Source organism: Labrys okinawensis (assembly GCF_047345005.1).
Taxonomy (GTDB): domain Bacteria; phylum Pseudomonadota; class Alphaproteobacteria; order Rhizobiales; family Labraceae; genus Labrys; species Labrys okinawensis.
Map to the genome: position 1 here is coordinate 2,550,890 of NZ_CP178864.1, position 14,993 is coordinate 2,565,882.

The 14,993-nt window shown below is 63.5% G+C and carries 8 protein-coding genes; 7 read left to right on the top strand and 1 reads right to left on the bottom strand.

All coding sequences use genetic code 11. From position 1 onward, the window contains the following. The first annotated feature begins 263 nt into the window (after positions 1-263). The 5 genes from glgB to ACMDCR_RS12045 all read left to right on the top strand — a co-directional run bounded on the left by glgB (position 264) and on the right by ACMDCR_RS12045 (position 8,849). Positions 264-2,495 carry a 1,4-alpha-glucan branching protein GlgB gene (glgB, locus tag ACMDCR_RS12025; protein ID WP_413993597.1) on the top strand — a complete coding sequence of 744 codons (2,232 nt, stop codon included), beginning with the start codon at positions 264-266 and terminating at the stop codon, positions 2,493-2,495. 118 nt (positions 2,496-2,613) lie between these two features. Next, the gene (glgC, locus tag ACMDCR_RS12030; RefSeq protein ID WP_413992749.1) at positions 2,614-3,885 is read left to right on the top strand and encodes a glucose-1-phosphate adenylyltransferase; all 1,272 of its coding nucleotides are present in this window, start codon (positions 2,614-2,616) and stop codon (positions 3,883-3,885) included. Between the two features lie 121 nt (positions 3,886-4,006). After that, positions 4,007-5,449: a glycogen synthase GlgA gene (gene glgA, locus ACMDCR_RS12035; protein ID WP_413993598.1), complete on the top strand. Its 1,443-nt coding sequence runs from the start codon at positions 4,007-4,009 to the stop codon at positions 5,447-5,449. Between the two features lie 66 nt (positions 5,450-5,515). Next, the gene (locus tag ACMDCR_RS12040) at positions 5,516-7,144 is read left to right on the top strand and encodes an alpha-D-glucose phosphate-specific phosphoglucomutase (RefSeq protein ID WP_413992750.1); all 1,629 of its coding nucleotides are present in this window, start codon (positions 5,516-5,518) and stop codon (positions 7,142-7,144) included. Between the two features lie 142 nt (positions 7,145-7,286). Next, positions 7,287-8,849, top strand: coding sequence for a hypothetical protein (locus ACMDCR_RS12045; protein ID WP_413992751.1), 1,563 nt, complete (start codon positions 7,287-7,289; stop codon positions 8,847-8,849). 229 nt (positions 8,850-9,078) lie between these two features. Here the strand turns inward: ACMDCR_RS12045 and ACMDCR_RS12050 are convergent, their stop codons facing one another. After that, positions 9,079-10,014: a lysophospholipid acyltransferase family protein gene (locus tag ACMDCR_RS12050; RefSeq protein ID WP_413992752.1), complete on the bottom strand. Its 936-nt coding sequence runs from the start codon at positions 10,012-10,014 to the stop codon at positions 9,079-9,081. A 241-nt stretch (positions 10,015-10,255) separates the two neighbouring features. On the opposite strand from ACMDCR_RS12050, the gene glgX reads away from it, so the two are divergent. Together glgX and ACMDCR_RS12060 are read left to right on the top strand one after the other, a co-directional pair. Further along, positions 10,256-14,116 (top strand): glycogen debranching protein GlgX, encoded by a 3,861-nt coding sequence (gene glgX / locus ACMDCR_RS12055; protein ID WP_413992753.1) that lies wholly within the window; start codon positions 10,256-10,258, stop codon positions 14,114-14,116. A gap of 1 nt (position 14,117) precedes the next feature. Next, positions 14,118-14,597: a hypothetical protein gene (locus ACMDCR_RS12060; RefSeq protein WP_413992754.1), complete on the top strand. Its 480-nt coding sequence runs from the start codon at positions 14,118-14,120 to the stop codon at positions 14,595-14,597. The last annotated feature ends 396 nt before the right edge of the window (positions 14,598-14,993 follow it).

The window sequence follows — 14,993 nt, forward strand, 5'->3', positions numbered from 1 at the left end:
CTATCCCAGAGCTTGGGTTATCTTCCGCAACGTTGCATGTTTAGCTGCCGAGCAGCCCTTCCGCCGGATAACCATACTTCCAACTTAACTGTATTTTCCTTGCCTGCGTTTAATCGTTGACCGATCCGGCAAAACCCCTAGCTTGTCCCCCAAGGGGCTCGGCACAGAATGTCTGGCCTTCGGTAAGAACGGCGTCAGCCGTCAAGGCGAGAGGTGGTAGCGGCGTGGCAAAGAATACCAAGACGAGCGCTTCACCGTCCAAGGTGGAAAAGCCGGCCCCCCTGGCGAAGAAGGCTGTTGCCGGGAAGGCAGAAGCCTGGCGTTTGCCAGAGGTGGAGATCGCGGCGCTTGCGGCCGGGCGTCATCACGATCCCTTCGCTGTCCTTGGCCCGCATGACACGCCGGACGGCCTGGTAATCCGCGCCTTCGTCCCCAATGCCGAAAGCGTCCTCGTGGTTTCACCCGAACTCAAGGAGCCGGTGGCCTTGCGGCGGCGTCATGATGACGGCGTCTTCGAAGGCCTCGCTGCGGGTGCAGGCCGCGCCTATCATCTCCACGCGGCGAATGCGGGCGGGGAATGGGATGTCGAGGATCCCTATCGCTTCGGGCCCCTTCTCGGCCAGATGGACGATTACCTCTATGTCGAGGGCACGCATCTCAGGCTGTGGGATAAGCTCGGTGCGCGGCCTGTTCATCACGAGGGCGTGGACGGCGTACATTTCGCCGTTTGGGCGCCCCATGCCCGGCGGGTTTCCATCGTCGGCGACTTCAACAATTGGGACGGTCGCCGCCACCCGATGCGAAAGCGCATCGACACCGGCGTCTGGGAGATCTTCCTGCCCGGCGTGCATCCCGGCGCCTATTACAAATATGAGATCATCGGCCCCAATGGCGCCCTGTTGCCCCTGAAGAGCGATCCATTCGCCTTCGCGACGGAACTGCGGCCCGGTACCGCCTCGCGCGTCCTCTCGGCCGAGCCCTTTGCGTGGACGGACCAGCAATGGATCGAGGATCGTGCCCGGCGCGATGCCCGCATGGCGCCGATGTCGACCTATGAGGTGCATCTGGGCTCCTGGAAGCGCGGGGATCACCAGCGCTTTCTCAGCTATGACGAGTTCGCCGACCAGCTCGTCACCTACGTGGCCCATATGGGCTACACCCATATCGAACTGCTGCCGGTGAGCGAGCATCCGCTCGACGCCTCCTGGGGCTACCAGCCGACGGGCTTGTTCGCGCCCACCAGCCGCTTCGGCTCGCCCGAGGGTTTTGCGCGCTTCGTCAACAAGGCGCATGAGGCCGGCATCGGCGTCATCCTCGACTGGGTGCCGGCGCATTTCCCCACCGACTCGCATGGCCTCGCCTGGTTCGACGGTGGGGCGCTCTACGAACACCCCGATCCGCGCCGGGGCTTCCATCCCGACTGGAACACGGCGATCTATGATTTCGGCCGCCGCGAGGTCGCGAATTTCCTGATCGCCAACGCTCTGTTCTGGCTGGAGCGCTTTCATATCGACGGGCTGCGCGTCGATGCCGTCGCCTCGATGCTCTACCTCGACTATTCGCGCAAGGCGGGTGAATGGATCCCCAACATTCACGGCGGGCGCGAGAACCTCGACGCCATCGCCTTCCTGCAGCGCATGAACAAGGAAGTTTATGCCGCCCATCCTGGCGTGATGACGATCGCCGAGGAATCCACGGCCTGGCCGGGTGTGTCCAAGCCAGTCTATGATGGCGGCCTGGGCTTCGGCTTCAAGTGGAACATGGGCTTCATGCATGACACGCTCGATTACATGGAGCGTGAGCCGATCTATCGCCAATATCACCACGACGATCTGACCTTCGGCCTGATCTACGCCTTTGCCGAGAATTTCGTGCTGCCGCTCTCCCATGACGAGGTGGTGCACGGCAAGAATTCGATCGTGAACAAGATGTCGGGGCTGGAGGGCGACAAATTCGCGACGCTGCGCGCCTACTACACCATGATGTGGGCCTATCCCGGCAAGAAGCTCCTGTTCATGGGCCAGGATTTCGGCCAGCGCCGCGAGTGGAACGAGAATGTCGGGCTCGACTGGGATCTCATGCAGTATGGACCGCACAAGGGCCTGAGCGATCTCGTGCGCGATCTCAACCATATCTACCGTGGGCGCCCGGCTCTGCATGAACGGGACTGCGAGGGCGACGGCTTCGAGTGGATGGTGGTGGACGACAACACCAATTCCGTCTTCGCCTGGGCGCGCTATGCGTCCGATGTCGCCCCCATCGTCATGGTTGCCAACCTGACCCCGGTGGCCAGGAACGACTACGTTCTGCCGTTGCCTCTGAAGGGACAGTGGCGCGAACTGCTCAACAGCGATTCCGAACTCTATTTCGGTCTCAATCGTGGCAATCTCGGCGGCATCCATGCCCAGGAGGGGAACTGGAAGGGTAAGCCGGCGATGGCCAGGATCAACTTGCCGCCTCTCACCGCCATTCTCCTGGAATGGGCGGGGAACTAGCAAGAACGTGGCGCGTTGGGGGCGACCTCCCTGCGCACCAACTCATAGAAGTCGCGAATAAGGGTGGACTCGGGAAGGTACGCCCGCCAGCAGCGCAGCCAGTATGGGAGGAGTTTAGATGACGGAACCGAGACATTCGACGGGTGGTCCGCTTGCACGTTCGGCCATGGCCTATGTGTTGGCCGGCGGGCGCGGCAGCCGATTGATGGAGTTGACCGACCGGCGGGCCAAGCCCGCGGTCTATTTCGGCGGCAAGAGCCGGATCATCGATTTCGCGCTCTCGAATGCGATCAATTCCGGCATCCGCCGCATCGGCGTTGCCACTCAGTACAAGGCGCATTCGCTGATCCGCCATCTCAATCGCGGCTGGAACTTCCTTCGCCCGGAGCGCAACGAGAGCTTCGACATCCTGCCAGCCAGCCAGCGTATCTCGGAAGACATGTGGTATCGCGGCACATCGGACGCGGTGTATCAGAACCTCGACATCATCGACGGCACCGGTGTCGAATACATGGTCATCCTTGCCGGCGACCATATCTACAAGATGGACTATGAACTGATGCTCCAGCAGCATGTGGAGCACAAAGCCGATGTCACCATCGGTTGTCTCGAAGTGCCGCGCATGGAGGCCACGGGCTTCGGCGTCATGCATGTCGACGAGAAGGACCGTATCGTCGCCTTCGTCGAGAAGCCCAAGGATCCGCCCGGCATCCCCACCCAACCCGACATGGCGCTCGCCTCGATGGGCATCTATGTGTTCACGCTGAAGTTCCTCAAGGAGGAACTGCTCCGGGACGCCAACGATCCCAATTCCAGCCGCGACTTCGGCAAGGACATCATCCCGAACATCGTCAAGAACGGCAAGGCTGTCGCGCATCGCTTCCCGACCAGCTGCGTAAGGTCGGAGCACGAGAAGGAAGCCTATTGGCGCGATGTCGGCACGGTGGACGCCTATTGGGAAGCCAATATCGATCTCACCGACGTGGTGCCTGCGCTCGACCTCTATGACCAGGAATGGCCGATCTGGACCTTCGCCGAAATTACGCCGCCGGCTAAGTTCGTGCATGACACGGAAGGTCGGCGCGGCATGGCGATCTCGTCTCTGGTCTCGGGCGGCTGCGTGGTCTCCGGCGCCACCGCCAAGCGCTCGCTGCTTTATACGGGCGTGCGTGTGAACTCCTATTCCTCGGTCGAGAACGCCGTCATCCTGCCCTATGTCGAGATCGGCCGATCGGCGCGCCTGAAGAACGTGGTGATCGACCGTGGCGTCGAGATCCCCGAAGGGCTGGTGGTGGGCGAGGATCCGGTGCTCGATGCCCAGCGCTTCCGGCGCACCGACAAGGGCATCTGCCTGATTACCCAGCCGATGATCGACAAGCTGAAGCTCTGAGCGGAGGTAGCCGGATCGCGGGTGTGCCGTTTGTCCACGGAGCCAAACTGAGCCCGGGGCATGGCAAAATCGGTGCCTCGTGGAGCACGGCCTCTCCCGATCCTTCTGTCGAAATGCGGAAATACCGATGATCAAAGTCCTCGCCGTTGCCTCCGAAATTCATCCACTGATCAAGACCGGGGGGCTTGCCGACGTCGTCGGCGCGCTGCCCGGCGCCTTGCAGCGCTACGATGTTGCGGTGACGACGGTCATCCCGGGCTATCCGGCGGTGCTGGCCGCCAATGAAAAGTGGGAGACGGTCGCCAAGCTTCCGAGCTTTTTTGGCGGGCGCACCACCATCAAGCGCGGCGTGGCGAAAGGCCTGAACCTTTTTGTCGTCGACGCGCCGCATCTCTTCAACCGGCCCGGCAATCCCTATACGGACAAAGATGGACGCGACTGGCTCGACAATCCCCAGCGCTATGGCGCGCTTTCCAGCGCGGCGGCCGAGATCTGCCATGGATTGGTGGCCGACTACCACCCCGACATCGTGCATGTCCATGACTGGCAGGCAGCGCTTACCCTTGCCTATCTCAATTACACCGACGGCCCCCGCCCAAAATCGGTGATCACCGTGCACAACCTGGCCTTCCAGGGCCAGTTCCCACGTTCGATCCTCGGCAGCCTCGCCTTGCCGCAGCGCTCCTTCTCGGTCGATGGCGTGGAATATTACGGCATGATCGGCTTCCTGAAGGCCGGGCTGCATTTCGCCGACCGCATCACCACCGTCTCGCCCCGCTACGCCATCGAAATCCAGACGGCCGAGGCCGGGATGGGCCTGGAGGGGCTGCTCGCCGGGCGTTCCGATGTGCTGTCCGGCATTGTAAACGGCATCGACGATAATGAATGGAATCCGGCGACCGATACCAGGCTCGCGGCTAACTACGATGCCAAGTCGCTCGCCAAGCGCGCTGGCAATCGCGAGGCTTTGGAAAAGCGCTTAGGCCTCGATCACGACAACTCGCCCCTGTTCTGCCTCGTCAGCCGCCTGACCTGGCAGAAGGGAATCGACATCCTGGCCGAGACCGTGCCCTATCTGGTGGCGCATGGCGCGCGGTTGGCGCTGCTCGGTTCGGGCGACAAGGAACTGGAAGGCGTCTTCCGCCAGGCGACTTATCAATATTCGGGCCGCGTGGGCGCCGTTTTCGGCTTCGATGAGGCCCTGTCGCACCTGATGTTTGGTGGTGGCGACATGACCCTGGTGCCCTCGCGTTTCGAGCCCTGCGGCCTCACCCAGCTTTACGCTCTGCGCTATGGCTGCATACCGGTGGTGGCGCGCGTGGGAGGCCTGTCCGATACCATCGTGGACGCCAACGATGCAGCGCTCACGCTGAAAGCGGCCACGGGCGTGCAGTTCCAGCCCATCACCGGCGCCATGCTGCAGGAGGGCATCTCCCGCGCCATCGCTCTCTATCGCGACAAGACAGCCTGGCAGGCCATGCAGAAGCGCGGCATGGGGCTGGATCTGTCCTGGACTTCCCGTGCCAGTGCCTATGCCAAGCTCTACAAGGACTTGTTGAAGTAACATTGGACTTGTTGAAGTAACACTGTTCGCACCGTTCACCCACTATCGACCAATCGGAACCTTGACATGATCCGTACTGTTCCCACCACGCCCATCGATGGCCAGAAGCCCGGCACATCCGGCCTGCGCAAGAAAGTGCCGGTTTACCAGCAGCCCCATTATGTCGAGAACTTCGTGCAGTCGATCTTCGACACGCTCGAAGGCTTTGCCGGCAAAACATTGATCGTGGGCGGCGATGGCCGCTTCTATAATCGTGAAGTCGTGCAGAAGATCCTGAAGATGGCAGCCGCCGCCGGCTTTGGCCGCATCAAGGTGGGGCAGGGGGGCCTGATGTCCACCCCGGCCGTCTCCGCTGTTATCCGCAAATATGGCGCCTTCGGCGGCATCGTGCTCTCGGCTTCGCACAATCCCGGCGGTCCCGATGGCGATTTCGGCATCAAGTACAATATCGGGAATGGCGGTCCCGCGCCGGAGAAGATCACCGATGCGATCTTCGCCCGCACCAAGACGATCAGCGAATACAAGATCACCGATGTGCCGGATGTCGACATCGACCAGCTCGGCGAGGCGAAGATCGGCGACACCGTGGTCGAGGTGGTCGACCCCGTCTCCGACTATGCCGAGCTGATGCAGAAGCTGTTCGACTTCGACGCCCTGAGCGCCCTGTTCAAGAGCGGCTTCACGATGCGCTTCGACGCAATGTCCGCAATCACCGGCCCCTATGCCAAGCGCATCATCGAGGGCCTGCTCGGCGCCGCGCCCGGCACTGTGGTGAACGATACGCCACTTCCGGATTTCGGCGGCCACCATCCCGACCCCAATCCCGTCAACGCCAAGGAACTCTACGATCTGATGATGGGGCCCGACGCTCCGGATTTCGGCGCTGCCTCCGACGGCGACGGCGATCGCAATCTGATCATCGGCCGCGGCATCTTCGTGACCCCCTCCGATAGCCTCGCCATCCTGGCGGCGCATGCCGATCTTGCCCCCGGTTATGCCAAGGGCATTGCCGGCATTGCGCGCTCGATGCCGACGAGCCTGGCCGCCGACCAGGTTGCCAAGGCCATGGGCATCAAGATCTACGAGACGCCGACCGGCTGGAAGTTCTTCGGAAATCTGCTTGATGCCGGCCTTGCCACCGTCTGCGGCGAGGAAAGCGCCGGCACCGGCTCCAACCATATCCGCGAGAAGGACGGCGTATGGGCCGTGCTGCTCTGGCTGACCCTGCTCGCCAAGCGCCGCCAGCCGGTGATCGATATCGTGCGCGAGCACTGGGCCAAATATGGCCGCAACTATTATTCGCGCCACGATTATGAGGCCGTGCCGACCGAGGCCGCCAATGGGGTGATGGAAGGGATCCGTTCACAGATCCCCAGCCTGCCCGGACAAAGCTTCGGCAAGCTCAAGGTCCATTCGGCCGACGATTTTGCCTATCATGATCCGGTGGATGGCTCGGATTCCAGGAACCAGGGGCTGCGTATTCTGTTCGAGGGAGGCTCTCGTGCGGTGTTCCGCCTCTCCGGTACGGGTACGGAGGGCGCGACGTTGCGCGTCTATCTGGAACGCTATGAGCCCGATACCGCCCATCAGGATATCGAGACGCAGGCGGCACTGTCCGATGTCATCGCCGTCGCGCGCAAGATCAGCGGTATCGTCGAGAAGACCGGCATGGCCGAGCCTACGGTCGTGACCTGAGGCAAACGGGGGGCGGGTCTTCAGACCTGCCTCTTTCTACCGCATCTCTGGCGGGTCTGAAGACCCGCCCCCCGATACCCGGTTGCCAGATCCGGCGCCTTGCTTCTATCGTGGGCCCTGTACCCATTTCCAAGGGCATGTCATGCCTGCGCAGGCTTCCTTTCGCCGATTTCTGCAGTCGGTTTCCGCCCCGGCATTTGCCGCCGCCTGCGTTCTCGGGGCTGCCCACATCACCCCGGCAGCGGGGCAGGCGCAAGTCGCCTGCGCCATTCGAGACTGGCGCTGCCTGCTGAAAGAGGCCGCGACCGATGTGCAGAAGGACAAGCAGGACAATGGCGACAGCCATGGCCGCTATCTTGTCGACATCGTCAGGGGCTATCCCGAGGCTGATCGGGTGGGGGTTGCACGACAGTTCCTCGCCTCTGCCGGCAAGAACGATGATCTTCAGACCCGCCTCGAAAACTTCCTGGTGCCGGCCCAGCTACGCCAGCAGCCGGATGTCGAGGCACTGAGGAAGGCCCTGGCCGGCGGCGTCTCTCCGGAGCCTGACTTTGCCCTCACGGAGTACGCCAGATTGGCGTTCCAGGGCCTGATCGCCCGAAACGACAAGGACACCATCCTCAAGCTCTGGCGGGAAGAGGGCAAGCAGCTCTGGCGCAACGCCCCGCAAGCCGAACTGGCCATCGACAGTTGGCTCGCCGAGACCGCGCCCGATATTCTCAAGGAGAGCATCAGGACGCGCGGGCTGGTGGATGGTGGCTGGGCGGCGATTTCCGCGGTGGCGGAACGTCTGTGCCGGCAGGGGGCCAAGGACAAGGGCGACGGACTTTTGGCGCTGCTGGAACAAGAGCGCACGGCCTGGAACACCAATCGCAGCCACGAAGCCACCAATCTCGCCAGTTCGGTCATGGCCGTGGCTGCCTGTGATGGTTTCGAGGCGGCAGAGAAGCGGCTCGATGCCGCCGAAAGCCAAATGAAGAGCGACATTGCCGCCATCCGTACGCACATCGCAGATAAGGATGATGCCCAGGCCACCATCGATCTCCTGGAACAGACCGTGGCCGAGACTGGCGTGCGTCCGCTGATGCGTGCCTATCTCGATGGCGGTCGCACGGATGACGCCATGCGCATCTTCGGCCGTTTGCCGGCGCAGGAAGCCGCCGATGGTGTCGTTCTTGGCTCGGACGGATCGCCGGGCGACCCCAATGCCGAGAACGGGGAGGGCGGCTGGCAGGCCGAGTACAGGAGCTGGGCAGAGGCGCGCTCCTTCAGCGCCAATCCGCAACTGGTCCTCGCCGATGTCGATCGCTGGGGGAAGGAAGACGACGACAATGTCGGTGTGGATGCCATGGCCGAGATGCTGCGCACGACCGAGGCCCTGCCGAATTTCAAGGGGACCAAGCGTCCCTTTGTCGTCAAGCTGAAGGCGCTCGGCGAACGTATTGCCGCGCTCCCCAATGCGGAGGGGCTGGCGCGCGAGCAGACCGAGGTCATGCTGGCGGATGCCGAACTGCAAATCGCCGGCTGCCGGCCGAGCGATGGGCAGTTCCAGGCTTGGGAAAAGGCATTCGCCGCGGCACCGGAGCTGCAGACACGCGTAGAAGGGATCGTGGCCGTTGCGAGACTTCTGCGACATATCGAAAACGGCGCTGCCAACAACGCCCATGACCCGGACTATGGCGCCTGCGTGATCGCGCGGGAGTAGAGCGTCTTATCTTCACACGGAATTACCAAGAATCGCAAAATGCGTTGGACAGCAAAGAGTTCATTTGGAGGTCCGCTCCGGTGTGAACGCATTTTGCTCAAGGACATGGGGGTTTTGGGCCCGATCCCAGCGAGGCAGGAGAGTCTGTCATCCCCGGCTCCTGGATCCCCTTCCCGCCGCCTTCGGCAGTGCCGGGAATGACAGGAGCACTTTTTTGCCGACGCTTCCCTTACCCTCGCGGCGCACTCAACCTTTGCTGGCCAATCACCACCGGCTCGATCTTGCCGGCCGAGATGCGCCTGGCGGTCTTGTCACCGGGCAGTTTGCGGGCGAGGGCGTAGGTCCTCTCCATCAAGTCGAGAGCCGCCGCCTTGCGGTCGGTGACATGTGCGAATTCCTTGCCGTCGATGGGGTCGCCGATTGCGATCGGCAGCACCGTGCCGATGCGGTCGCGCACTTCCTTGAAGATCAGCGACAGGCGCAGCGTCTGGTTCATGTGACTGGCGATCTGGAACAGGCGGCTGTTCTGGCCGCCGAAGAAGATTGGTACCACCACGGCGCCGGAGCGCTGGATGAGCTGTACTGTGAAGGGTTGCCAGGGCGCGTCCATCGCCGGGCGGCGGCCGAGCTTGTCGGGCGAGGTCGAGACGGCGCCTGCCGGGAAGACGATGACGCAGCCGCCTGCATCGAGCCGCCGGCGGGCCTCGGCGCGCGTGCGCAGATTGGTCTGCATCGCCTCTTCAGTTTCGGAAAAATCCACCGGCAGGAGATGCTTGTGCGTCTCGGGCGCGCGCAGCAGCAAGGCATGGGTGAGGATGACATAGTCCTGGCGCACCAGCCCGATCAGCCAGCCGATGGTGACGCCGTCGAGCACGCCATAGGGATGGTTGGCGATGATGACGCACGGACCTGTCTTCGGGATCTTGGCGAGCTGGGAATGGTCGAACTGCGCCTCGAGCTTGAGCTTGCGCACAGCGGCAGCAAAAAAGGTCTCGCCATCGACCGGATTGCGCTGGTTCTCCAGGTAGAGTTTCTTGAGCTTCGGCTGGCCGGTCACCTTCTCGATGGCTTTGATGAGCGCCTGCTTCGGTTTCGAGAAGGTGGGGTCCGCATAGGTGAACTGAACCTCGTTGCCCCCTGCGCCGCGCCCTGTTTTGCCAGCCATGTGTTACCTTCAGATGCCCATTTGTTGCATCGGATTATGACTATAGCGCCATGTGGGTAGCGAAGCACCTGCCATAACCTGTAAATCGGCAATTCCTTGTGGGGCGCATGATTTTTTTTTTGTCAAACGCGAAGCATCTAGTCTTTGCCTTTTGACCGTTCAGAATGTCAGGAAAGTACGACGTTATTTCGACAGTCGAGGCATGGATGGCATGGCAAGCGTTTTAACGGCAAATCCGGGCATGGCCGCGCCCCTGGGAGCGAGCTGGACGGGGGAGGGCGTCAATTTTGCCGTCTATTCAGCCGATGCCGAGCGCATCGAGGTCTTCCTCTTCGATGCCAGCGGCGAAGAGACGGCTCGAATCGCCCTGGGCGGACGCGAGGGACCCGTGCATCACGGCCTCATTCCCGGCCTTGCCGAAGGGCAGCTCTACGGCTTGCGCGCCTATGGCCCATGGGCGCCGGAGAAGGGTCTGCGCTTCAATCCTGCGCGCCTGCTGATCGACCCGCGCGCCACTCGTCTCGTCCTGCCTGCCGGCATGACCTCGGCCCTGCCGGTCAAAGGTGCTGCCGGTGTCGACGATCTCGTCCTTGATGGCACCGATACGGCCGCCCTGATGCCGAAGGCGGTGCTGGAACGCCCTGTCGGGCCGTCCCGCCGGCCGGCAGCACCGAGTCCCTCCACGCACATCGTCTATGAGCTGCATGTGAGGGGCTTCAGCCAGAAGCATCCCGAAATTCCGGCCGAGCTGCGTGGCACTTTCGCAGCGCTCGCCCACCCCGCCGCCATCAAGCATTTCCTGGCGCTCGGCGTCACGACGCTGGAGATCATGCCGTTGGCGGCCTGGATCGACGAGCGCCATCTCGAGCCGCTCGGCCTCAGCAATTACTGGGCCTACAACCCCGCCTGCTTCCTGGCGCCCGATCCGCGCCTTGTGCCCGGCGGCATGGCGGAAATCGCCAGGACCATCGACGCGCTGCACCAGGCCGGCCTCGAAGTGATCCTCGACGTCGTCTACAACCACACCTCGGAGAGCGACGAGCGCGGCGGCACCCATTCACTGCGCGGGCTCGACAACCGCTCCTATTACCGCCTTGCCGATAATCCGCGCTTTTATTCCAACGTTACCGGCTGCGGCAACACGCTGGCGCTCGACCGAGAGCCGGGCATGGGGCTGGTGCTCGATGCCCTGCGCCATTGGGGTGGCGCCGGTGGCTTCGACGGCTTCCGCTTCGACCTGGCTCCGGTGCTCGGCCGCACGCCGGCCGGTTTCGATGCCAAGGCGCCCTTGTTCGCCGCCATCGCTGCCGACCCGCTGTTGAGCGGCAAACGGATGATCGCAGAGCCCTGGGACGTCGGCCCCGGCGGCTACCAGCTCGGCCACTTCCCGCAAGGCTGGAGCGAGTGGAATGACCGCTACCGGGACGACATCAGGCGCTTCTGGCGCGGCGATGGCGGCATTGGCGCCCTTGCCACACGCCTCGCCGGCTCCTCCGACCTGTTCGATGCGGCGACACGCCACCCCACCGACAGCGTCAACTTTGTCTCTGCCCATGACGGCTTCACGCTCGACGACACGGTGAGCTTCGCAACCAAGCACAACGATGCCAATGGCGAGAACAATCGCGACGGGCATGCCGGCGAGATCAGCTGGAACAACGGCGCGGAGGGGCCGAGCACCGCGCCCGAGATCGTGGCGCTGCGCCGCTCCTATGTACGGGCCATGCTGGCCACGCTCCTGCTCTCGCGCGGCACGCCGATGATCGGCATGGGCGACGAGCTTGGCCGCAGCCAGAGTGGCAACAACAATGCCTATGCACAGAACAACGACACCACCTGGATCGACTGGGAGGATGCCGACCAGTCGCTGATTGCCTTCGTCGGCGGCCTTGCCAGTCTGCGCAAGTCGCTGCCTGTTGTCACGGCCAGCAGCTTCCTTACCGGTCAGACCGGCCCAAGCGGTCGCCCCGACGTGATCTGGGTCGGTGCCAATGGCCGCCCTCTGCAGGGCTCGGAATGGAGCAATCCTGCCAAGCGCACGCTCGGCATGCTCTTGAGCGATGCGGATGGCGGCGAAGTGCTGATCTGGTTCCACGCCGGCAATGAGCCCTTCTACGCGCGGCTGCCGGATCTGCCCTCTCGCAAGGTCTGGCGTCTCGCCCATGCGAGCGATGAATATCAGGCGCTGGCCCTGGCACTCCCCACTCTCTATGGTGCGTTCGACATTATCGAGGTCGCTCCGCGCTCGGTAGGCGTCTTCATCGCCGAGACTGGCCGTGCTCCGCGCCGCGACGGCGATGCGCCGCCCGAAGTGCTGGATCTCCTGGCCGTGGCCGCTGGCATCGCACCCGAATGGTGGGAAGTCTCGGGCAAGCACACGCTGGTTTCGGCCGATACCAAGCGGGCGCTGCTCACCGCGATGGGTCTCCCGCATCACACGCTCGCGCAGGCGCGCGAGAGCCTCGACCATCTGCGCGAGCTGGCGCCCGCCGCGGCCTCGACAGGCCGGGCCTATCACCCGGCTGCGCTGGCCGATGGCGGCCGGCGCTTTGGCCTCTCCGCCCAGCTCTACACGCTGCGGCGCGCGGGCGATCAGGGCATTGGCGATTTCCGCACGCTCGAACAGCTCGGCAAGGCCGCGGCGGGCAAGGGCGCAAGCCTGCTCGCCCTCAATCCCTTCCACGCCATGTTCCCCTCCAACCGGGAGCGGGCGAGCCCCTACCAGCCCTCGGATCGCCGCTTCCTCGATCCTGCCATGATCGCGCTCGATGCGGTGCCCGAGCTCGCCGATCCGGGTCGCTTCTCGCTGCCCGAGGGGCGTCTGATCGACTGGCCTGCGGTGTGGAAGCTCAAGCGCGCCGCGCTGGCCGAGGCCTTTGCGGCGCTGCAGGGCTATCCGGCACGTCGGGCAGCCTTCGAGGCCTTCAAGGCGCAGGGCGGGGAGGCGCTTTCCCGGTTCGCCCTGTTCCAGGCGCTTGAAGAGCGAGCCGGCTCGACCGCGATCGTTGGTTGGGACCAAGCCGCCGACCTCCGCCAGGAGTTGCACGGCGCGGCCGAGTTTGCGAGCTATCTGCAGTTTCTTGCTGAGGAGCAGCTCGCCTCCGCCAGCCATAACGGCCTCGCCATCGGCTTCTGCCGCGATCTGGCCGTCGGCGCCGCGCCCGACGGCGCCGAGGTCTGGACCTCGCCCGAAGCCTTCCTGAAGGGGGTCTCGGTCGGCGCGCCGCCCGATCCCTTCTCCGCCGACGGCCAGGTGTGGCACATCCCGCCGCTCGACCCAGTCGCTCTGCGGAACAGCGATTTCAGCCATTACCGTGAGCTGCTCGCCGCCAATATGCGTCATGCCGGTGCCTTGCGCATCGACCATGTCATGGGGCTGACGCGTCTCTTCGTCATTCCCGATGGCGCGAAGGCAAGCGAGGGCGCGTATCTGCGCTACCCGATCGAGGCGATGCTGCGGGTGTTGGCCGAGGAGAGCGATCGCGCGAAATGCCTCGTTGTTGGCGAGGATCTGGGCACGGTGCCCGAAGGCTTCCGCCAGCGCCTCGCCGAGGCTGATCTCTATTCCTACCGTGTGCTGTTCTTCGAACGCGACGGCGCCGTGTTCCGCCAGCCTGACGTCTATCCGGCTCAATCGCTCGCCTGCGTCGCCACGCATGATCTGGCGACATTGCGCGGTTGGTGGAACGGCGCCGACATCGCGCTCAACAAGTCGCTCGGGCGGACGGTGGATGCCGATGCCGATGCGGAGCGCGCCAAGGACAAGGAGGCTTTGCTGGAGGCGATCGGCCGAGAAGAAGCGGGTCAACAAAAGGAAGCGGGTCAAAAGGAGGCAGGCCAAAAACCGGCGGTCGAAGGGAAGGCTCAGGAGCTGACGCCGGAACTCGTCGGCGCGATCCACGGCTTTCTCGCTTCCGCGCCCTCAGGCCTGGTGGTCGCCCAGATCGAGGACCTGGCCGGTGAGATCGATCCGGTCAACCTGCCTGGAACTGACCGTGAATATCCGAATTGGCGCCGACGGCTGGAGCTCGACGTCGAGGCGGCACTGGAAACGGATACGGCGAGGGCGGTGTTCGCGGCCATGAAGGAAAAGGGACGGTAGCATGAGCACCGGGCCGGCCCCCACCAGCTTGCGCAAACGGCAGGCGCTCTATCTGGGGCTGCTCGCCGTTCAGACGGTCTGCGCGACGATCCTCGTCTTCGAACTCATGCCGTTCTTCTGGCGCCTCGTGGATGACTTCGGCAAGGTGCAGGAAGTTTCGGGCAAGGGAGAAGCCCTGGCCTGCTTCTGCGTGGTTATTTTCCAGGCCTGCTACTGGTGGCGGATCAACAATCTGGCTGTGCCCTTCGCCACGAAAAGCCAACCGATCTCCCACTTGATCGTGTTCGTTGGCCGGCTGAGCTTCCTGTTTGCCGGCACCCTGGCTTCGCTGATCTTCTTCCGGCACATGCCGGCACTCGCCCCCTCGAATCTGACGCTCTCCAGCGCGTTGAAGCTCCTGCTCTTGTTCGCGGTGCTATTCTCGTGGTTCTGTTTTTCGCTGGAGCTGGAGCGGCTGGGGAAACATCAGGCTCAGGCATAGGCGGCAGCCTCGACCGCATAGATGCAGGCCGGGGTTTGGGGACTCTGCCATAGAGTTCGCGAAGCAGCCGAAAAGGGCGCGGGTTTTGTCATGCCCGGGCTTGTTCCGGGCATCCGGGCGCGACCTCTGGAAGCGTTCGCATCCCTGGATTGCCGGGACAAGTCCGGCAATGACACTGCCTTCTGCTCAGAGAAATCGTGCACCGTCGGCCTATTCTTTCCGAGTGGTGTCGATTGTCTCTTGATAAACGGAGGGCGCCTCCGTATATGTGGGCGTGTGGCGGGAAAAACGCGTTCGCGAATGCCACTCCGACAGGATCCGACCGATCCCATCGGCTCGGCCTGCCCCGCCAGGGCCCTTGCTGCCGCGCCGCGGCACCAATTCATACATCATAAA

Excerpts from the sequence above, each read along its gene's own strand:
- glgC (WP_413992749.1), top strand. The coding sequence starts at position 2,614 with ATGACGGAACCGAGACATTCGACGGGTGGTCCGCTTGCACGTTCGGCC.
- ACMDCR_RS12040 (WP_413992750.1), top strand. The coding sequence starts at position 5,516 with ATGATCCGTACTGTTCCCACCACGCCCATCGATGGCCAGAAGCCCGGC.
- ACMDCR_RS12050 (WP_413992752.1), bottom strand. The coding sequence starts at position 10,014 with ATGGCTGGCAAAACAGGGCGCGGCGCAGGGGGCAACGAGGTTCAGTTC.
- ACMDCR_RS12045 (WP_413992751.1), top strand. The coding sequence starts at position 7,287 with ATGCCTGCGCAGGCTTCCTTTCGCCGATTTCTGCAGTCGGTTTCCGCC.
- ACMDCR_RS12060 (WP_413992754.1), top strand. The coding sequence starts at position 14,118 with ATGAGCACCGGGCCGGCCCCCACCAGCTTGCGCAAACGGCAGGCGCTC.
- glgX (WP_413992753.1), top strand. The coding sequence starts at position 10,256 with ATGGCCGCGCCCCTGGGAGCGAGCTGGACGGGGGAGGGCGTCAATTTT.